The sequence below is a fragment of the Streptomyces barringtoniae genome, assembly GCF_020819595.1.
Taxonomy (GTDB): domain Bacteria; phylum Actinomycetota; class Actinomycetes; order Streptomycetales; family Streptomycetaceae; genus Streptomyces; species Streptomyces barringtoniae.
The window spans coordinates 39,900-59,553 of sequence record NZ_JAJHNP010000026.1; the positions used below are offsets into that span (position 1 = coordinate 39,900).

Consider the following 19,654-nt stretch of genomic DNA (forward strand, 5'->3'; position numbering starts at 1 on the left):
CTCCCATGCACCGTCGTGTCTTTCTCACCTCCCTGCTGGGCGCGTCCGCCGCCGCCGTGGGCCTCAGCGGCTGCGCCAAGGGCGCTGCCTCCGCCGACACCCGGGGCGCCGCGACCAAGCCGCTCGCGGACCAGGTTCCGGCGGGCACCAGCCTGAAGATCGCCTCCTACCAGAACATCCAGCAGTTGCAGTTCCGGCTGGCGAGGCTGCCCAAGCTGCCCTTCACCGTGTCGAGTTGGGTGAACATCGGGGCGGGCCCGGATGTCATCAACGCCTTCCGCGCGGGGTCCCTGGACCTCGCCAACAACGCCGGCATCCCGCCGATCCAGGCGCACTACCAGGGCTTCGACGCGAAGATCGTGGCGATCGACATCACCCGCAAGCCCAACTACCTCTTCGCCACCAAGCCCGGCAGCGACATCCACACCGTCGACGACTTCAGGGGCAAGCGGCTCGCGTTCTCGCAGGGGCAGGCCCAGGGGGTCGTCCTGCTGCGGGCGCTCAAGAAGGCGGGCCTCGCGTACGACGCGGTGAAGCTGGTCCCGCTGACCAGCAACCAGTTCCTCACCGCCCTGCAGTCCGGGCAGGTCGACGTGGCCCCGCTCGCCAACAGCCAGGCACCGGCCTACCTCAAGCAGTACGAGTCCAGGGGCGCCCGCACCATCCCCACCGACGTCGTCGACCTGCTCAACCTGCTGTGGGCCCCGCAGGCGGTGCTGAACGATCCCGCGAAGGCCGCCGCGATCGCCGCCTACATCCCGCAGTGGGCCCGGGGCCAGGTGTGGCAGTACGAGCACCCGGACGTCTGGAACGAGGAGTTCTACGTCAAGACGCAGAACCTGACCCCCGAGCAGGCGCGGGGCATCAGCAGGCTCGCCAACAAGCCGCTGTTCCCGCCCGGTTGGGGCGAGGCGGTCAAGTGGGAGCAGGAGACGGCCGACCTGCTCGCCGACGGCGGGTTCGTGAAGCGGTTCGACGTCTCCTCGCTCTTCGACCACCGCTTCGAGTCGATCGCCGCCCGGGCCGTACCCGAGGAGTACCGGAAATGACCGCCGTGACCACGACGACGACCGCCGTCGCGGCGGCTGAGGCGGGGGAGGTTCCCCAGGTCCGCAGGCGCCGTCGTCTCTCCCCCGGCCGCCGGCTGCCCGCGGCCCGGCTGATCGGTCCGTTGGCGGTGCTCGCCCTGTGGGCGGCGGCCTCGGCCGCCGGCACCCTCGACCCCGGTGCGATCCCCGCGCCCTGGACGGTGCTGCGGACCGCCGGCCGGCTGTGGACCGACGGCACCCTGCCCACCGACATCCTGACCTCGCTGAGGCGGGCCGGCTACGGCTTCGCGATCGGTCTGTCCGCGGGTGTGCTGCTGGCGCTCGCCTCCGGGCTCAGCCGCACCGGGGAGGCGCTGATCGACGGGACCGTGCAGCTCAACCGGGCGATCCCGACCCTCGGTCTGATTCCGCTGTTCATCCTCTGGCTGGGCATCGGGGAGACCTTCAAGGTCGCCATCATCGCGATCGTCGTCTACATCCCGGTCTATCTGAACACCCATGCCGCGCTGGCCGGCATCGACAGCCGGTACGTCGAACTCGCCGAGGTGCAGGGCCTGTCCCGGCTCGCCTTCATCCGCCAGGTGGTGATCCCCGGCGCACTGCCCGGGTTCTTCGTGGGGCTCCGGCTCGGTGTGACCAGTTCCTGGCTGGGCCTGGTGGTGCTGGAGCAGATCAACGCCACCAGCGGCCTCGGGTACCTGATGTTCCAGGCGCAGAACTACGGCCAGAGCGACGTCATCCTGGTCGGCCTGCTGGTCTACGGCGTCTTCGGCCTGGTCTCCGACAGCGTGGTCCGTCTCGTGGAACGGAGGGTGCTGTCATGGCGCCGCAGCTTGAACAACTGACCCCGCCCGCCGTCCGGCTCCAGGGCCTGACCCGCTCCTTCGGCGGCCGTACGGTCCTCGACGGCATCGACCTCGACCTGCCTGCCGGCCAGTTCACGGCCCTGCTCGGGCACAGCGGCTCGGGCAAGTCCACGCTGCTGCGGGCGGTGGCCGGACTCGACCACGGGGTCGCCGGCAGCGGGCGGCTCACCGCCCCGGAGCGGGTCTCGGTCGTCTTCCAGGACTCCCGGCTGCTGCCGTGGCGCCGGGTGCTGGACAACGTCGTGCTCGGCACCGACGGCAAGGACGCCGAGGAGCGCGGCCGGGCCGCCCTCGCCGAGGTCGGGCTGAAGGGCCGCGAACGGGCCTGGCCGGGCGAGCTGTCCGGCGGTGAGGCCCAGCGGGCCGCGCTCGCCCGTTCCCTGGTCCGCGAGCCCGAACTCCTGCTGGCCGACGAGCCCTTCGGCGCACTGGACGCGCTCACCCGGATCAGGATGCACACCCTGCTGCGCGACCTGTGGCAGCGCCACCGGCCGTCCGTCCTGCTGGTCACCCACGACGTGGACGAGGCGATCGTGCTCGCCGACCGGGTCCTCGTCCTGGACCAGGGCCGCATCGCCCTCGACCTCACCATCGACCACCCCCACCCCCGCACCTACCGCGAACCCGTCCTGGGCGAGTACCGCGAACACCTGCTGACGGCACTCGGCGTCACGGAGGACCACAAGTGACCCGCCGCTCCCACTCACACAACACCCGCCACCACCCCGAACCCTCGAAGCGCCACAGGCACCCCGTGGACGAGGCGATCGTGCTCGCCGACCGGGTCCTCGTCCTGGACCAGGGCCGCATCGCCCTCGACCTCACCATCGACCACCCCCACCCCCGCACCTACCGCGAACCCGTCCTGGGCGAGTACCGCGAACACCTGCTGACGGCACTCGGCGTCACGGAGGACCACCGGTGACACAGAGAAGACTTCATCTGAACGCGTTCCTGATGAACACCGGGCACCACGAGGCGTCGTGGCGGCTGCCGGAGAGTGATCCGTACGCGCATGTCGACCTGGAGCACCATGTGCGGCTCGCCCGGATCGCCGAGCGCGGCACCTTCGACTCCCTCTTCCTCGCCGACGGCCCCCAGCTGTGGGGCAACCTCGCCCAGCGCCCGGCCGGCGCCCTGGAACCGCTCACCCTGCTGACGGCGCTGGCGACGGCCACCGAGCACATCGGGCTGATCGCCACCGCGTCCACGTCCTACAACTCCCCGTACAACCTGGCCCGCAAGTTCGCCTCGCTGGACATCATCAGCGGCGGGCGGGCCGGCTGGAACATCGTCACCACGGCCGGCGCCGAGGCCGCCCGGAACTTCGGGCTCGACGCCGAGCCCGCGCACGCCGAGCGGTACGCCCGCGCGGCCGAGTTCCTCGATGTGGCGCTGAAGCTGTGGGACAGCTGGGAGGACGACGCGATCGTCGCCGACAAGGCGGCCGGGGTCTGGGGCGACGACAGGAAGGTTCATCCGCCCCGGCACCAGGGGGCGTACTTCAGCGTCGCGGGCGCCCTGAACGTGCCCCGCACTCCGCAGGGTTACCCGCTGCTCGTACAGGCGGGATCGAGCGAGGACGGAAAACGCTTCGCCGCCCGCTACGCGGAGGCCGTCTTCACCGCCCAGCAGACCCTCGCCGGCGCCCAAACCTTCTACGCCGACCTCAAGTCCCGGACGTCACAGGCGGGAAGGGACCCCGAGCACGTCAAGGTGCTGCCCGGGATCGTGCCCGTACTCGGCTCGACGGAAGCGGAGGCGCGGGCGGCGGAGCAGCTGCTGGAGGACCACATCGTGTACGACCACGGGGTGGGCCGGCTGGAGAGCCTGCTGCAACTCGAGCCCGGCACACTGGAGTTGGACGCCGGGCTGCCCGCCGACCTGCCGCCCGAGTCCGCCGTCGAGGGGGCCAGGAGCCGCTACACGCTCGTGGTCGAGCTGGCCCGGCGCGAGCGGCTCACCGTCCGGCAGCTGATCGCGCGGCTCGGCGGCGGGCGCGGCCACCTCACCTTCGCCGGGACGCCCGAACAGGTCGCCGACCGGATCGAGACCTGGTTCACGCAAGGTGCCGCCGACGGCTTCAACGTCATGCCCGCCGTGCTGCCCTCCGGCCTGGACGCGTTCGTCGAGCACGTCGTACCGCTCCTGCGCGCCCGCGGCCTGTTCCGCCACGAGTACGGCCCCCGCCACACCCTCCGGGAGCGCTACGGCCTCCCCCGCCCCGCCAACCAGCACACCGCAGCCCTCGTCTGACCCCGCCTGAAAGGACCCGCCCATGTCCCTCGAGATCACCCAGGTCACCGCACGCATCGGCGCCCGTGTCTCCGGCGTCGACATCACCAGGCCCCTCGCTCCGGAGGAGGTCACCGCGATCCGTGAGGCCCTGAACGTCCACAAGGCGCTCGTCTTCGACGCGGGCGGTCTGGACGACGCGGGCCAGCAGGCCTTCGCCCGCCACTTCGGCGACCTGACCACCGCGCACCCGACGGTCGGCGCGGTCGACGGCGCCCCGAATGTGCTGCCCGTGGACAGCGAGCGGGGCCGGGCCAACCACTGGCACACCGACGTGACCTTCGTGCTCAACCCGCCGCAGGCCAGCACCCTGCGCTCGATCACGATCCCGCCGTACGGCGGCGAGACCCTGATCGCCAACGCGGCCGCCGCCTACCGGGACCTGCCCGAGCCGCTTCGGCGCCTCGCCGACACCCTGTGGGCGGAGCACACCAACGACTACGACTACGCCGTACCGGACGAGGAGATCGACGAGGAGAAGGCCGCCCAGCGCGCCCAGTTCACCTCCATCACGTACCGCACCGCCCACCCGGTGGTCCGCGTCCATCCGCTGACCGGGGAACGCGGACTGTTCGTGGGCGGGTTCGCGCAGCGGATCGTGGGCCTGTCCGTCGGGGAGTCCCGCACGATCCTGGACCTGTTGCAGGCGTACGTCACCCGCCCGGAGAACATCCTGCGCCACCGCTGGGCGGAGAACGAGCTGGTGCTCTTCGACAACCGGATCACCCAGCACTATGCCGTCGACAACTACGACGGACGGCCGCGCCGCCTGCACCGGGTGACCGTCGCCGGTGACGTCCCGGTCGGCATCGAGGGCAAGGAGAGCTACTCGATCGAGGGCGACGCCTCGCACTACACGCCGGTGCTCGCGGCGGCGTAACGGGACTCTCACCCTCCGTGCAGAGGGTGTCCGGATACTGGGCGGTCCCTCCGTGTGAGCGGACGGGCCGCCCAGACTGGCGGGGTTTTTGCCCGCCCATTGCCTTGCCCGGGAGAGCCGCGCCCATGCCCAGCAGCACGACCACCGAGACACCGCCACAGCAGCAGGACGGCGCCTCCCTCTCCCACGGCCTCAAGCAGCGCCACCTGTCGATGATCGCCCTGGGCGGTGTGATCGGCGCGGGTCTGTTCGTCGGCTCCGGCGCGGGCATCGCCGCCGCCGGTCCGTCCATCGTCATCGCCTACACGCTCTCCGGCCTGCTGGTGATGCTGGTGATGCGGATGCTGGGCGAGATGTCCGCCGCCCACCCCTCCTCCGGCTCCTTCTCCGCGCATGCCGAGCGGGCGATCGGCCCCTGGGCGGGCTTCGCCGCCGGCTGGTCCTTCTGGGTGCTGCTGTGCACGGCCGTCGGCCTGGAGGGCATCGGCGCCGCGAACATCGTCCAGGGCTGGCTGCCCGGCACCCCGCAGTGGATGTGGGTGGCCCTGTTCATGGTGGTGTTCTGCGGGGCCAACCTGGCCGCCGTGAAGAACTTCGGCGAGTTCGAGTTCTGGTTCGCCGCGCTGAAGGTCGGCGCGATCAGCCTGTTCCTGGTCCTCGGCGTGCTGGCCATCGCCGGTGTGCTCCCCGGCACGCACTCCCCCGGCGCCTCGAACCTCAGCGACTTCATGCCGCACGGCAACCAGGGCCTCCTCGTCGGCCTGCTCGCCTCCGTCTTCGCCTACGGCGGCCTGGAGACGGTCACCATCGCGGCCGCCGAGTCGGAGAACCCGGTCAAGGGCGTGGCGTCCGCCGTGCGCACGGCCATGTGGCGGATCGCGCTGTTCTACATCGGCTCGATGGCGGTCGTCGTCACCCTGGTCCCGTGGAACTCCAAGGAGGTCGTGGAGAAGGGTCCGTACGTCGCCGCGCTCGACCACCTCGGCATCCCCGGCGCGGGCCGGCTGATGGACGTGGTCGTCCTGGTCGCCCTGCTGTCCGCGATGAACGCGAACATCTACGGCTCCTCGCGCATCGCCTACTCGCTGGTCGAGCGCGGCCAGGGCCCGAAGGCGCTGGTCAAACTGTCCGGCGGGGTCCCGCGGATCGCGGTCCTCACCTCCTGCTTCTTCGGTTTCGTCTGCGTGCTGCTGAGCTACTGGCGCCCGAACGACGTGTTCCCGTGGCTGCTGAACATGATCGGCGCGGTCATCCTGGTCGTCTGGATCTTCATCGCCGTCTCGCAGCTGCTGCTGCGCCGCCGCATCGAGCGCGAGGCCCCCGGGCGGCTGGTCGTGCGCATGTGGGCGTTCCCGTGGCTGACCTGGGTGGCGCTGGCGGGCATGGTCGCGATCTTCGTGTTGATGGCCCGCGAGCCGGACACCCGCGTCCAGCTCTTCTCGACCGGCGGCATGACCCTGTTCCTGGCGGTCGTGGGCTACCTCTGGCAGCGGGCCCGCGCCAGGCGCTGAGTCCGGCACCGGCGAAGGCCCCCACGTGCGACACGTGGGGGCCTTTCTTTCGCCCGTCACTCTTGTTGCTAGCGTGTAGTTGCAAGTAACTTGCAATAAGCTTCGGAGGGGACCCGCCCATGCCCGTCTACTCGCTGCCCGACCTGCCCTACGACTACTCCGCGCTCGCCCCCGTGATCAGCCCGGAGATCATCGAACTGCACCACGACAAGCACCACGCGGCCTATGTGAAGGGCGCCAACGACACGCTGGAGCAGCTCGCCGAGGCGCGGGACAAGGAGGCGTGGGGATCCGTCGGCGGGCTGGAGAAGAACCTGGCCTTCCACCTCTCCGGCCACATCCTGCACAGCATCTACTGGCAGAACATGACCGGCCCGAAGGACGGCGGCGGCGAGCCGCTCGCGGCCGACGGCGTGGGCGAGCTGGCGGAGGCCGTCAAGGAGTCCTTCGGCTCCTTCGCCGCCTTCAAGGCCCAGCTCTCCAAGGCCGCGGCCACCACCCAGGGCTCCGGCTGGGGCGTGCTGGCGTACGAGCCGCTGAGCGGGCGGCTGATCGTGGAGCAGGTCTACGACCACCAGGGCAACGTCGGCCAGGGCTCCACCCCGATCCTGGTCTTCGACGCCTGGGAGCACGCCTTCTACCTCCAGTACCGGAACCAGAAGGCGGACTTCGTCGAGGCCATGTGGCAGGTCGTCGACTGGCAGGACGTGGCCCGCCGTCACCAGGCCGCCAAGTCCCGCGCCGACGTGCTCCTGATGGCTCCCTGAGAGCCCGTCGCTCGTCCTGCCCCGTGATCGTCTTCTCACCCTTCACGACGGCAGGCGGATGAAGGAGGACCCCCGCGTGGACGTGACTCGCGGGGGTCCTCCCCTTGTTCGTATGCGGCGAGCGGGCCTACAGGTTGCTGAAGTCGGGCCCCTGGGTCCGGGTCCGCTTGATCTCGTAGAAGCCCGGCACCGAGGCCACGGCGAGCGTGCCGTCCCACAGGCGGGCCGCCTCCTCGCCCTTCGGGGCGGGGGTGACGACCGGGCCGAAGAAGGCGATCTGCTCGCCGTCGGGGCCGGGCACGGCGATGACCGGGGTGCCGACGTCCTGGCCGACCTTCTCGATGCCCTCCTTGTGGGAGGCGCGCAGCTCGGCGTCGTACTCGAAGTCCTGCTGCTCGGCGTGGTCGATGAGGTCGGCGGGCAGGCCGACGTCCGCGAGGGCGCCGGCGATCGCCTCCAGGGTCGGGCCCTCGCCGTTGTTGTGGATGCGGGTGCCGAGCGCTGTGTACAGCGGGCCGAGGACGTCCTCGCCGTGCTTCTGCCAGGCCGCGGTGACCACGCGGACCGGCTGCCAGGCCTTGATGGCGAGCATCTCCCGGTACTCCTCGGGCAGCTCCTCCAGCCTGTTCTCGTTGAGGACGGCGAGGCTCATGATGTGCCAGCGGACCTCGATGTCGCGGACCTTCTCCACTTCCAGCACCCAGCGGGACGTCATCCAGGCCCACGGGCACAGCGGGTCGAACCAGAAGTCGACGGGGGTCTTGCCGGTCTCGGGCACGGTCTCGGACATGGTTCTCCTCAGCGAAGGACTCTTTCCAACCCCCAACCACGTCCTCGCGACCCGCATTCCCCGCTGATTCCCTGCTGCCCCCTGTCAGGGGCACATGGCAGGATCGGTCCTGTTCAGCCTCATCCACGCGATCACAAGGGAGTGCCGTCCGTGCCCGGTGAGAATCTGTCCCGTGACGAGGCCCGGGAGCGGGCCGCCCTGCTGTCCGTCGACGGGTACGAGGTGTCCCTGGACCTCAGGTCCGCCGTAGGCGACGGAGAGGGCGAGCCACGCACGTTCCGCTCGGTGACCACGATCCGCTTCCGCTGCAACGAGCCGGGCGCGTCCAGCTTCGCCGACCTGGTCGCGCCGAGCGTGACCTCGGTGTCGCTCAACGGCCGGGACCTGGACCCGGGCCAGGTCTTCGACGGCTCGCGGATCGCGCTGGAGGACCTGGCGGCGGAGAACGAGCTGGTGGTGGACGCGCAGTGCGCCTACTCCCGCACCGGCGAGGGCATGCACCGCTTCGTCGACCCCGAGGACGGCGAGGTCTACCTCTACACCCAGTACGAGCCCGCCGACTCCCGCCGCGTCTTCGCCAACTTCGAGCAGCCGGACCTCAAGGCGCCGTACCGCTTCGAGGTGCGGGCGCCGGAGGGCTGGACGGTGTGGAGCAACGGCGCGGGCGAACCGGCCGACGGCGTCTGGCGGTTCGCGGAGACCAAGCCGATCTCGACGTACATCACGTGCGTGGTGGCGGGGCCGTACCACTATGTGACGGATTCCTACGAGCGGGCGTTCGAGGACGGCACCAAGCTGGAGATCCCGCTCGGCGCGATGTGCCGCAAGGGTCTCGCCCCGCACTTCGACTCCGACGACGTCTTCCTGGTCACCAAGCAGGGCCTGGACTTCTTCCACGACCACTTCGACTACCCGTACCCGTTCGGGAAGTACGACCAGGCGTTCGTGCCCGAGTACAACCTGGGCGCGATGGAGAACCCGGGCCTGGTGACCTTCCGCGAGGAGTACATCTTCCGCGGCAAGGTGACACAGGCGTCGTACGAGGCGCGGGCCAACGTGATCCTGCACGAGATGGCGCACATGTGGTTCGGCGACCTGGTCACCATGGAGTGGTGGGACGACCTGTGGCTGAAGGAGTCCTTCGCGGACTTCATGGGCACGTTCGCGAACGTGGGCGCGACCCGCTTCAAGGACGCCTGGATCACCTTCGCCAACCGCCGCAAGGCCTGGGCGTACCGCGCGGACCAGCTGCCGTCCACGCATCCGATCACGGCGGACATCCGTGACCTGGAGGACGCCAAGCTGAACTTCGACGGCATCACCTACGCCAAGGGCGCCTCGGTGCTCAAGCAGCTGGTGGCGTACGTCGGCCAGGACGCGTTCCTGGAGGGCGCCCGCCGCTACTTCAAGCGTCACGCGTACGGCAACACCCGCCTCGGCGACCTGCTGTCGGTGCTGGGCGAGACCAGCGGCCGGGACATGTCGGCGTGGGCGCGTTCGTGGCTGCAGACGGCCGGGGTCAACTCGCTGACGCCGCAGGTGCTGCTGGACGCGCAGGGCAGGGTGGCCGAGCTGGCGGTGGTGCAGGAAGCGCCGGAGTCGCATCCCGAGGAACGCCCGCACCGCATCGCGGTGGGCCTGTACCGGCGTACGCCCGAGGGCGCGCTGGAGCGGTACGCACGCGTGGAGACGGACGCGCACGAGCCGCGCACGGTCGTCGCGGACCTGGCGGGCGCCGAGGCCCCGGACCTGGTCCTGGTCAACGACGACGACCTGACGTACTGCAAGATCCGCTTCGACGACACCTCGCTGACGACCCTCAAGGAGCACCTGGGCGCGCTGACCGACCCGCTGGCCCGGGCGCTGTGCTGGTCGGCGCTGTGGAACATGACCCGGGACGCGCTGCTGCCGGCGCGGGACTTCGTCGGCCTGGTGCTGCGGTTCGCGGGCCGCGAGTCCGACATCGGCGTGCTGCAGATGCTGCACGCGTGGGCGAACTCGGCACTGGTGCACTATGCGGCGCCCGAATGGCGGCGGACCGGCGGTGAGCTGCTGGCGCAGGGCGCGCTGCGGGAGCTGGAGGCGGCCGAGCCCGGCAGCGAGCACCAGCTGGCGTGGGCCCGGTTCTTCGCGACGGTGGCGTCCGGCGAGACGGACCTCGCCCTGCTGAAGCGCCTGCTGGACGGCGCGGAGACCGTCGACGGCCTGGAGGTGGACCAGGAGCTGCGCTGGGCGTTCCTGGAGCCGCTGGCGGCGCACGGCGTGGCCGACGAGTCGGTCCTCGCGGCCGAACTGGCCCGCGACGACACGGCGTCCGGCAAGCGCCACCAGGTCCGCTGCCTTGCGGCCCGCCCGTCGGCGGCGGTCAAGGCGCAGGCGTGGGCGCAGGTGGTGGAGTCCGACGCGCTGTCGAACGCGCTGGTGGAGGCGACCATCGCGGGCTTCGGCCAGCCCTCGCAGCGGGAGCTGACGGCGCCGTACGCGGAGAAGTACTTCACCGTGATCGAGCGGGTGTGGCGGGAGCGGTCGATCCAGATCGGCATGGACGTCGTACGGGGCCTGTTCCCGGCGCTGCAGGACCGGCCGGAGACGCTCGGGGCGACGGACGCGTGGCTTCAGGCGCACCGGGACGCGGCGCCGGCGCTGCGCCGGCTGGTGCTGGAGGCCCGGGACGACCTGGCGCGGGCGCTGCGCGCACAGGAGTGCGACGTGACGGCCGCCAACGACTGACCTTTGGCCTGAGCTTGGGCCGCCGGTGACCGTTACGGAATTCGGTCAATCGGAACCGTAACCCCTGGTCCGCACCCGATCGGACCAGGGGTTTCCCGTCCCTACTCGGCATCCGAACACCTGACCTTTAGTCCCCTCTTGTCCGCATTCTTCGACGGCCGTGTAACAGGGGTTAAAGGGGGGACCGAGCGCGGGAATCCCGACGCCATGACGCACAACACCCCGCTCTCCCCCCGCCCCCTCCGCCACCTCTCCGAGGCCCGCCGCCGCGTCCTGACGGCGGCCCAGCTCCGCTCCCACGGAGTGACGACGGCAGAACTGGCCGAGCACTGCCGCCCCGGCGGCCCCTGGCAGCAGCTGCTGCCGAACGTGGTCCTCCTCCACCCCGGCCCCGCGACGAGCGAGGAGCGTCTGCACGGGGCGCTGCTGTACGCGGCCCGCGAGTCCGCGCCGGGCGTCCCGGCCCAGCCGACGGCGGAGGACCCGCACGGGCCGGTCTACACGGAGGCGATGATCACGGGCCTCGCGGCCCTCACCCTCTACGGCTTCTCCGCCACCCCGCCGCTGCTCTCCCTGGACCGCGTCGACGTCCTGGTCCCCCGGCTGCGCCGGATCCGCACCACGGGCTACGTCCGCGTCCTGCGCACCCCCGCCCTGCCCACGCCCAACGCGGTGACGGGTCTGCCGGTGGCGCCGGTGCCGCGGGCGCTGGCGGACGCGGTGGCGGAGCTGACGGACGCGGAGGCGGTACGGCGGCTGCTGACCGAGGCGGTGCGCGGCGGCCACTGCGAACCGGCCGCTGTCGTACGGGAGTTGACCAGCGCGAGGCTGCTCAACCGCCCGCACGTGGTGAACGCGGTGGACGCGCTCGTGGCGGAGGGCCGCTCGATCGCCGAGGACCGCCTGTACCGGATGGTCCGCGAGTACGGCCTGCCCGACCCGCTCTGGAACGTCGACCTGCGGCTGCCCGGCGGCCCGCACCTCGGCGGCGTCGACGCGTACTGGCCGGAACAGGCGGTGGCGGTGGAGCTCGACACCCGGGCGCCCCGGCAGGACGACGACGCGCTGTGGTCGGAGTACGCCCGCAAGCGCGAGCACCTCGAACGCCTCGGGATCACCGTCGTGTACATCACGCCGAAGAAGCTCGGGAAGGCGATGGAACAGCAGGCGGCGGTGGTCCGCACGGCCCTGATGGCCTCGGCGGACCGTGACCCGGCCGCCTACGTCGTGGTGCTTCCCCGGTAGTGACGGACCGGAAGGCATCGGGAGGGCGGATCCGCGCCCTCAGGAGGGGAGAGGAGGGGCCACCGGGCGATTGCGGTGGCCCCTCCTCGTGCGTCACACCTGGTCAGCGGTTCACCCGAACGGACGAGCCTCGCGGGCGGCGCGGGCCGGGGCGCGAAAGATGAGAGGTATGCGACACACCCGGACAGCCGCGTGTTCGGCGGCCCTCGTGCTCGCCACGGCCTGCCTCGTCGCCGGCCCCGGCACGGCACAGGCGGCGCCCCGGACGGCAGCCGTGGGCTATGTGGCCCTCGGCGACTCCTACTCCGCCGGGCTCGGTGCCGGCGACTACCTCCCCACCGGCACGAACTGCAAGCGCAGCGGCCGGGCGTACCCGGTCCTGTGGGCCTCGGCGCACAAGGTGGCGACCTTCGCCTTCTCCGCGTGCAACCACGCCCGGACGAGCGACGTCCTGTCCGGCCAGCTCGGCACGCTCGGTCCAGGCACCAGGCTGGTCACCCTCACCGTCGGCGGCAGCGACGCGGGCTTCGTCGGCGTCATGACGACCTGCGCGCTGGGCGGCACCAGCCGCTGCCTGTCAGCCGTCGCCGCCGCCCGCGCCACGGTGGACAGGTCCCTCGGGGACAGCCTCGACCGGCTCTACTCGGCCATCAGGGAGCGGGCTCCCGGCGCCCGCGTCGTGGTGCTCGGCTATCCGCACCTGTACCACCTCAGAGGCACCTGCGAAGTCGGCCTCCAGGACACCGCGCGCGCCGCCATCAACGACGGTGTGGACCACCTCGACGCGGTGATCGCCCGCCGCGCCGCCGCCCACGGGTTCGCCTACGCCGACGTCAGGGCGGCCTTCGCCGGCCACGAGATCTGTTCCGCGACCCCCTGGCTGCACAGCGTCGACGTGCTGGCCCCCACCGAGTCGTACCACCCCACGGCACCGGGCCAGTTGCTCGGCTACCTCCCGGTGCTCGACCGGGTTTCCTGACGGGGCCCTGACAGGCCGGGCCGTACGCTCCGGTCCATGCCTGCCGAAGACGTGACCCTGCGCCCCGTCACCGAGGACGACCTCCCCCTGCTGGAGCGCTTCCTCACCGAGCCGGAGACGGCGGGGCCGTTCCAGTGGTACGGCTACGCCGACCCGCGGCGGTTCCGGCAGCGCTGGACGGAGAACCGGCTGCTCGGCGAGGACGGCGGCCGGCTGATCGTCACGGCCGGAACCGAGCCGCTGGGGTTCGTCGCCTGGCGCAAGGTCGTCGTCACGGCCTCCACCCACTGCTGGAACATGGGCGCCCAGCTGCTGCCGGAGGCCCGGGGCCGGGGCATCGGCACCCGGGCCCAGCTACAGCTCGTCCGGTACCTCTTCGCCCACACACCCGTGATGCGGATCGAGGCCGACACCGAGGCCGAGAACATCGCCGAGCAGCGGGCCCTGGAGAAGGCCGGGTTCACCCGCGAGGGCGTACTGCGGGGCATCGTCTTCCGGAACGGCCGCTGGCGCGACGGCGTCGCCTACAGCGTGCTGCGCCACGACCCGCTGCCCGCCGACGTGTGAGGCGTACACCTCGTCGAGCAGGGTGGCGTAGGCCGCGATCATGCGGGTGCGGCTGAAGCGCTCGCGGGCGGCGTCCAGGGCCGGCGCGAGCCCGGCGCGTCCGCCGGCCGCCGCGGACCAGGCCAGGGCGATCGCGGCCGGGTCCGGCGGGGTGACGAAGCCGAGGCCCTCCACGATCGACGCGCTGTCGCCGACGTCGGTCGTCACCGGCACCGCGCCGCACATCATGCCCTCGATCAGGCACAGCGGCGCCGCCTCCCCGGAGACGGAGGTCAGGGCGACGACGTCGGCGGCGGCGTACACGGCCGGCATGTCGTGCCGCACGCCGAGCAGGTGCACCCGGTCGGTGAGGGACGGCGCGTCGGCGAAGGCGTCGGCGAGGTCCGCGCGCAGCCCGGAGTTGCCGGGGGTCATCCCGGCACCGCACATCAGCACGTGCCCGCCGCCCTCCCGGGCCAGCCAGGCGCGGGCCGCCCGGAGCAGCAGGGGTACGTTCTTCATCGCGGCGTACCGGGCCGCGAAGACGACCACCGGCGCCCGGTCCGCGATCCCGAGGGAGGCGCGCAGGGCGAGGCGCGCGGCCGGGTCCGGGCGGAAGCGGAGCAGGTCGACGCCGTTGGGGATGACGTGCAGCAGCCGGGCCGGGATGCCGGCGGCCTCGTAGGCGGCCCGGGTGGACTCGGCGCAGCACACGCACGCGGCCACCGTGCCGTCGGCGATGGCGGCCTTCAGCTCCTCCAGGGCGGGGCCCTGGTTCTCCGGGTCGGAACGGTGCAGACCGACCACGACCGGGCGGCGGGGCAGGCCGGCCTGGTTGAGCAGGGCCAGCGGCTGCTCCTTCAGGGAGAGGATCACATCCGCCCCGGCCATCGACCGAGCCGTTTCGGCCAGCTCGGGCCCGCTGAAAGCGTTCGCCGCGAGCGAGCCGTCCACCAGGCCGGCGCTGCGGCCGAGCGAGGTGACGCCGACCCCGCCGGCGGTCAGCGCCCGGTAGCAGTGGTCGTCCTCCATGCGCTGCCGGGTGGCCTCGCGATGGACCTCGCCATGGATGCTGAGCACCTGGTGGGACTGGCCGCCCTCGGCCAGTCCCAGTACGACGTCGCTGTGCACGATCCGGGCTCCTCCGGAGAAGAAGCCCTCGTAGACCGACAGCACACGCAGTCCGTGCCTCGCGCGCACGCGACCACCCGCCTTGCATAAATGATCGAGAAGATCGAGCCATCCCCGTCCAAAGCGGGATAGCCGATATGAGGCGGTACGGACATTGCGTCCGGGTTAACACGGAATGACGTGGATGAAACGGTGGCTAACAGAATTCTCCGTCGATCACCGACTGCATGTCCCCGGCCCAGTCGCCGTTGAAATTGAAGGCGATCGCATGGCGGCCGTCCGCCGTGGTCACCGCCGAGGACGCGGACCCGTGAATGCCGCCGTTGTGCCCCCAGACATGAACACCGCAGGTCAGCCGGGTGTCCATGAGCCCGAGGCCGTAGCGCGTGTTCGGGATGCCCGTGGCCTCCACGGTGGTCTTCATTTCCTTCAGCTGCTTCGGCGGCAGGAGTTTTCCGCCGAGCAGGGCGCTGTAGAAGCGGTCGAGATCGGCGGAGTCGGAGATCATTTCACCGGCCGACGAGGCCAGGGACGGATTCAGGGTCGTGACGTCGTACACCGGACCCGTCGGATCGAGGAATTTCGAGTAGGCGCGGCTGCTCGGGCGGGGCACGGTGATCCGGGTGCCGGGGAGCGAGGTGCCCCGCAGCCGCAGCGGCGCGATGACGCGGCGCTCGATCTCGGCGGCGTACGAGTGGCCCGTCACCTTCTCGATCACCATTCCGGCCAGGACGTAGTTGGTGTTGGAGTACTTCCAGGACGTGCCCGGCGCGAAGTACGGCTCGTGCTTCATGGCGATCGTCACCAGCTCGCCCGGCGCGAGCGTGTCGTAGCGGTGCCGGGAGAAGCCGTCCGCGGTGAAGAACGCCCGGCCGAAGTCCGCGTCGCCGGTGTAGTCGAAGATGCCGCTCGTGTGGTTCAGCAGCTGCCGGACGGTGATGCGGCGGCCGTCGTGGCCGTGCCCTTGGACGACGCCGGGCAGCCACTTCTCCACGGTGTCGTCCAGCGACAGCCGGCCCTCCGCCTCCAGCCGGAGCAGCACGGTGGCGACGAAGGTCTTGGTGATGCTGCCGACGCGGTACCGGTCGGCGGTGGAGCGCGGCGCGCCGGTACGGCGGTCGCCCACGCCGGCGGTGGCGGACCAGGTGCCGTGGCCGTCCCTCGCCGTGGCGGTCACCCCGGGCACCCCGGCCGCGACCGCGGCCTCGACGGCCTTGCGGGTGCCGGCGTGGGAGTGCCCGCCGGCGGGGTGGGCGCCGGCGGGGTGGGCGCCGGTGGCGGCCACGGCCGGAGCCGCGAGGGCCGCCGTGAGGAGCAGGGCGGTGGCGCCCACCAGGGTCGTGCGTACGCGCATGTCTTCCCCCAACCTGTGCTGTTCTGTGCGGTCGGGGGAGGAAACCCTCGCCGGGTGCGCGAAGGTTGCTCTGCAATAGGCCGGATGGGTGAGTTTCAGCCCTTTTTCAGCACCAGCTCCGTGTTCCGGTCGGCCGCGCTGCCCGCGAGGGTCTTGCTGGCGCCCGGGGCGTTGTAGGCCAGCTCGCGGTAGAGGGCGGCGAGGCCGGTCTGGGAGAGGTCGGCGAAGTCGGTGCGGTGCGGGGCGGAGGCCTCGATCAGGGTGGTGAACAGGGAGATGGTGCCGTCCTTGTTGTCCACCAGCTCGATGATGCGGGCCAGGTGGGGAAAGTCGATGTGCGAGGCGGTGGAGATCTCCCAGAAGGAACGGCCGCCGGAGGCCTGATGCGGGGTGATGACGTTCCTGTGGACGTGCCCGTTCACCCAGGCCAGCACGTTGGCGTGGGCGGACAGGACCGAGATCACCTCGGCGCCACCGTGCCGCTTCTCGCCGGGCCGGGCCGGGTCGGGGCGGGTGTTGTCCATCGACTTGCTGGTGTGGTGGCTGAAGACGACGGCGTAGGAGTCCTTGTTGTCCTTCAGCGTCCTGTCCAGCCACTTCAGCTGGGCGGTGCCGACGGAGCCCTCGTAGTAGCCGCCGGCGTCGGTGGTGTCGAGGCTGATGCCGATGACGTCGTCGGAGATGCGGAAGGCGTAGTACTGGGTGCCCGCGTCGAGGTTCGCCGAGGAGTAGCCGTGCCCGACCGGGCCGTGGCCCTGGTGGGCGGGGTCGAGGTGGGCCTTGAGGTAGTCGGCGGGGGTGTAGGGGGCGCGTTTCTCGTCCGGCGTGACCGAACGCATCGAGCGGGCGTGGGCCTTGAGGAAGTCCCGGTAGCCGGTGCCCTTGGCGTCGGTGCCGTTGTTGATGGAGGCCAGGAGTTTCCTCGCATCGGCGGCCGGGACGTTCATCAGCTTCTTGCCGCCGATGGCCGCCTCGGCGAGGTAGGGGTCGCCGTGGGAGCCGTAGGCGCCGAGCGGGAGGGCGTCGTGGTTGCCGACGGTGGAGTACCAGGGCAGGTTGAGGCCGGGGCTCTGCACCTCGCGGATCGCGGCGGCCAGGAAACCCTTCAGCTGCGGGAAGCCGAGCGTCTTGTCGTGGTCGCGCAGAGCGGCGTCGGGCTGCCAGAACAGCTGCAGACCGCTGTTCTGCACGCCCTCGTAGTGCTTGGGATCACCGGAGTTGGGGCTGATGCGGCCACCGCTCATCACCTTCATGAACCACTCCAGCTCGGAGTGGGCGTTGTTGTCGGTGTTGTCGCCGGTGGTCATCACGAAGTGCAGCGGGGCGCCGGTGACGGGGGCGCCCCGCAGCGCGTTGACCCGCTCGACCAGCGAGATCGCACCGGGCACGGTGAGCGCCTCCTGCGGCCGCCAGGAGTGCGGGTCGGCCGCGCGCAGGAACTCCCAGCGCAGAGGGTGCTGGACGTCCATCAGGTGCAGGTCGGTGAACTGCACGAACGCGGCGAGGGCGCGGCGGCGGCTCGCGCGGCCGGACTTGGGCGTGGCCAGCTCACCGCGCACCACGCGCGCCCAGCCGGGCCCGTCACCGAGCCGGCGGTAGCCGGAGCTGTTGCGGGGCGCGGCGACGGAGGCGAGCGTGGTGCCCTTGGTGTAGGGGGCGAGCGGGACCGCCGCAGTGGCCTGCCGGGAGTGGGCGACCGGCGCGGCGGCGGTGGCGGCCTCGCTGTCGGTGGGGCGCAGGGCGTAGCCGACGCCCGCGGAGAGCGAGACCGCTCCGGCGGCGGCGAGGACGGTACGGCGGTTGACCTCCAGGGCGGAGGCGGCGACAGAGCGTATGCGCGACATTGGCGCGATCTCCCCGAGTGCGAACGCGTCGGCAGTGTTCGCGGGCCGTCGCTGTCGCGAACACCCCGCTCACTGTGGATCGTTGGCACCGGGGATGACCTGCGCGTGAACGCGGCGGCAACGCGCAGCGCCCATCACCGTACGTGGATCACGGGGTAGGGGTCGCGGTCATGGAGTGGATCGCCCGCGGCCCAGGGGCAGTTACTCCTCGTTCATCTGTTGGGGTAGGGGACGGGTTCCGGCGGCGAGATGCCCGTTCGCGGGGCGTTCCCGCCAGAGGCGCAGGGCGGTGTCGACCAGGGGCACCCGGTTCAGGTCCGGTACGACCGAAAGGTCCCGCCATGCCGCGAAATCGGTTGATCCACCGACCTCGTACCGGAGTTCACCGCCGACGATCTCTCCCTCGTAGACGAGCCGCAGCGCATGGTGGTCGGTGCGACGCCGGTGCCGGCGGCGCCGGTCCAGGGTCAGCCGGAACGAGTCCACACCGAGGAGACCGGTCACCTCGATGCGGTAACCGGTCTCCTCGCCGACCTCGCGGCGGACCGTGTCGTACGGGTCCTCGCCGTGCTCCATGCCGCCACCGGGCAGCACCCACTCCGGGGTGCCGTCGGGACCGGGTGAACGCGCGAGCAGGATCTGTCCGTCACGGACGCACACGGCGTAGGCCGCCACCCTCAAGTTCCGTCGCATCCCAGGGAGGTTAATCCCGAACGTCCGGATTCGCCGGTGAATATTCGGGCGCGGACCAGCGCAGCGGCAGGGCCGCCGGGGCCCACAGGGCCTCGGCGAGGGTGAAGCGTACGTTGCGCTCGCCGGCCGCCGTGAACTCGGCGCGTGCCTCGCCGGTGAGCTGGAGGGTCGTGCCGGTCGTCCAGTCGAGGAAGAGCAGTCCGGCGCTGGGGGTGCTTCGCAGATTGCCGAGGGTGAGGAACATGGCGTTGCCGGGGTAGTCGGGCCAGGTCAGTTCGTGTGGGGACGTGACCTGGACGAAGCCCGGGTTGCCGCCCCGGTGACTGACGTCGGCTCCGGCGGGGTGCACCGTGGCCAGGAAGAAGGTGTCGGCCGCGCGGACGAACTCCGCTTGCTGCGGGCCGAGTTCGGTCAGGCGGGTGGGGATGCCTGGCGTGCGGTCCTCGAGTGTCTCGTACGTCTCCCTGCGCTGGATGTATTTGGGGCAGTTGGAGAAGACCTGGTCCGCCTCTACGGCGAAGCCGCGGGGGGTCGGTCCGAGCCGGCCGTTGAGGCGCATGCGGCGGCGGGTTCGGGGGTCCAGGGCGATGGTCCCTATGCGGGTGCCCTGCGTCTTCAGCGCCGCGGTGAGCGGGTCGTCGATGGCGTCGTGCGGGTGCGGGCCGGCGGCAGCCGCAGAGCGAACACGGCCCTGCTCCCCTCCGGGTCGGCCGCCCTGCCGCCGATCCGTGACGACCGACATCCGGCGGGGCCCGGTGGCCCGGACGAAACCCGGCGCCCCCGTGAGCGCCGACGCCCACACCCTCCCCGTCCCCGGGTCCGCCGCTCCCACCACCAGCAGTGGCTGCAGTTCCAGGAAGGCGGCCGCGACCGGCTTGATGTCCTGGCCGAGGGAGCGGCCCACATGGTCGGCGCGGTCGCGGACACCCAGCAGTTCCTGCACGGCGAGCGAGCCCGCGTGATAGGTGCCCATG

General features: G+C 71.4%; 16 protein-coding genes and 2 pseudogenes. 12 read left to right on the top strand and 6 right to left on the bottom strand.

Annotation, left to right across the window (positions count from 1 at the left end; all coding sequences use genetic code 11):
* Positions 1–5 precede the first annotated feature (5 nt).
* The 8 genes and pseudogenes from LMU33_RS35180 (at position 6) to LMU33_RS35215 (ending at position 7,368) form a co-directional block, all read left to right on the top strand.
* Positions 6–1,049, top strand: a complete 1,044-nt coding sequence (locus tag LMU33_RS35180; protein ID WP_228625111.1) for an ABC transporter substrate-binding protein — start codon at positions 6–8, stop codon at positions 1,047–1,049.
* Positions 1,046–1,894 (top strand): ABC transporter permease, encoded by an 849-nt coding sequence (locus LMU33_RS35185; protein WP_228625113.1) that lies wholly within the window; start codon positions 1,046–1,048, stop codon positions 1,892–1,894. Before LMU33_RS35180 ends, LMU33_RS35185 begins: the two co-directional genes overlap by 4 nt.
* Complete coding sequence (locus LMU33_RS35190) at positions 1,870–2,604, top strand: ABC transporter ATP-binding protein (RefSeq protein ID WP_228625115.1); 735 nt, start codon at positions 1,870–1,872, stop codon at positions 2,602–2,604. The genes LMU33_RS35185 and LMU33_RS35190 overlap by 25 nt, the downstream gene beginning before the upstream one ends.
* A gap of 59 nt (positions 2,605–2,663) precedes the next feature.
* Positions 2,664–2,840 (top strand): annotated as a pseudogene (locus LMU33_RS35195) (sulfonate ABC transporter ATP-binding protein); the annotation flags it as partial.
* Positions 2,837–4,171: an LLM class flavin-dependent oxidoreductase gene (locus LMU33_RS35200; RefSeq protein ID WP_228625117.1), complete on the top strand. Its 1,335-nt coding sequence runs from the start codon at positions 2,837–2,839 to the stop codon at positions 4,169–4,171. The pseudogene LMU33_RS35195 and the gene LMU33_RS35200, both read left to right, overlap by 4 nt.
* A gap of 22 nt (positions 4,172–4,193) precedes the next feature.
* On the top strand, positions 4,194–5,090 hold the full coding sequence (locus LMU33_RS35205) for a TauD/TfdA dioxygenase family protein (protein ID WP_228625118.1): 897 nt from the start codon (positions 4,194–4,196) through the stop codon (positions 5,088–5,090).
* A gap of 125 nt (positions 5,091–5,215) precedes the next feature.
* Positions 5,216–6,601 (top strand): amino acid permease, encoded by a 1,386-nt coding sequence (locus LMU33_RS35210; protein WP_228625120.1) that lies wholly within the window; start codon positions 5,216–5,218, stop codon positions 6,599–6,601.
* A gap of 119 nt (positions 6,602–6,720) precedes the next feature.
* Complete coding sequence (locus LMU33_RS35215; RefSeq protein WP_228625123.1) at positions 6,721–7,368, top strand: superoxide dismutase; 648 nt, start codon at positions 6,721–6,723, stop codon at positions 7,366–7,368.
* Between the two features lie 127 nt (positions 7,369–7,495).
* Here LMU33_RS35215 and LMU33_RS35220 read toward each other — a convergent pair whose 3' ends face one another.
* Complete coding sequence (locus tag LMU33_RS35220) at positions 7,496–8,158, bottom strand: mycothiol-dependent nitroreductase Rv2466c family protein (RefSeq protein WP_228625125.1); 663 nt, start codon at positions 8,156–8,158, stop codon at positions 7,496–7,498.
* 150 nt (positions 8,159–8,308) lie between these two features.
* Here LMU33_RS35220 and pepN point away from each other — a divergent pair, with 150 nt between their 5' ends.
* The 4 genes and pseudogenes from pepN to LMU33_RS35240 all read left to right on the top strand — a co-directional run.
* Complete coding sequence (gene pepN, locus LMU33_RS35225) at positions 8,309–10,888, top strand: aminopeptidase N (RefSeq protein ID WP_228625127.1); 2,580 nt, start codon at positions 8,309–8,311, stop codon at positions 10,886–10,888.
* Positions 10,889–11,095: 207 nt separating this feature from the next.
* Positions 11,096–12,133 carry a hypothetical protein gene (locus tag LMU33_RS35230; RefSeq protein WP_228625129.1) on the top strand — a complete coding sequence of 346 codons (1,038 nt, stop codon included), beginning with the start codon at positions 11,096–11,098 and terminating at the stop codon, positions 12,131–12,133.
* 169 nt (positions 12,134–12,302) lie between these two features.
* Positions 12,303–13,112 (top strand): SGNH/GDSL hydrolase family protein, encoded by an 810-nt coding sequence (locus LMU33_RS35235; protein WP_228625130.1) that lies wholly within the window; start codon positions 12,303–12,305, stop codon positions 13,110–13,112.
* A gap of 36 nt (positions 13,113–13,148) precedes the next feature.
* Positions 13,149–13,526, top strand: a pseudogene (locus tag LMU33_RS35240) (GNAT family N-acetyltransferase); the annotation flags it as partial.
* Here the strand turns inward: LMU33_RS35240 and LMU33_RS35245 are convergent.
* From LMU33_RS35245 to LMU33_RS35265, 5 genes are all read right to left on the bottom strand, one after another.
* Positions 13,467–14,834: a glycosyltransferase gene (locus LMU33_RS35245; protein ID WP_228625252.1), complete on the bottom strand. Its 1,368-nt coding sequence runs from the start codon at positions 14,832–14,834 to the stop codon at positions 13,467–13,469. The pseudogene LMU33_RS35240 and the gene LMU33_RS35245 sit on opposite strands and share 60 nt — an antisense overlap.
* 151 nt (positions 14,835–14,985) lie before the next feature.
* On the bottom strand, positions 14,986–16,143 hold the full coding sequence (locus LMU33_RS35250; RefSeq protein ID WP_228625132.1) for a serine hydrolase domain-containing protein: 1,158 nt from the start codon (positions 16,141–16,143) through the stop codon (positions 14,986–14,988).
* 95 nt (positions 16,144–16,238) lie between these two features.
* A complete protein-coding gene (locus LMU33_RS35255) occupies positions 16,239–17,987 on the bottom strand; it encodes a TIGR03767 family metallophosphoesterase (RefSeq protein WP_228625134.1) in 1,749 nt (582 codons plus the stop codon).
* Between the two features lie 201 nt (positions 17,988–18,188).
* The gene (locus tag LMU33_RS35260) at positions 18,189–18,662 is read right to left on the bottom strand and encodes an NUDIX hydrolase (protein ID WP_228625254.1); all 474 of its coding nucleotides are present in this window, start codon (positions 18,660–18,662) and stop codon (positions 18,189–18,191) included.
* 28 nt (positions 18,663–18,690) lie between these two features.
* A complete protein-coding gene (locus tag LMU33_RS35265) occupies positions 18,691–19,653 on the bottom strand; it encodes a pyridoxamine 5'-phosphate oxidase family protein (protein WP_228625136.1) in 963 nt (320 codons plus the stop codon).
* Between the last annotated feature and the right edge of the window lies 1 nt (position 19,654).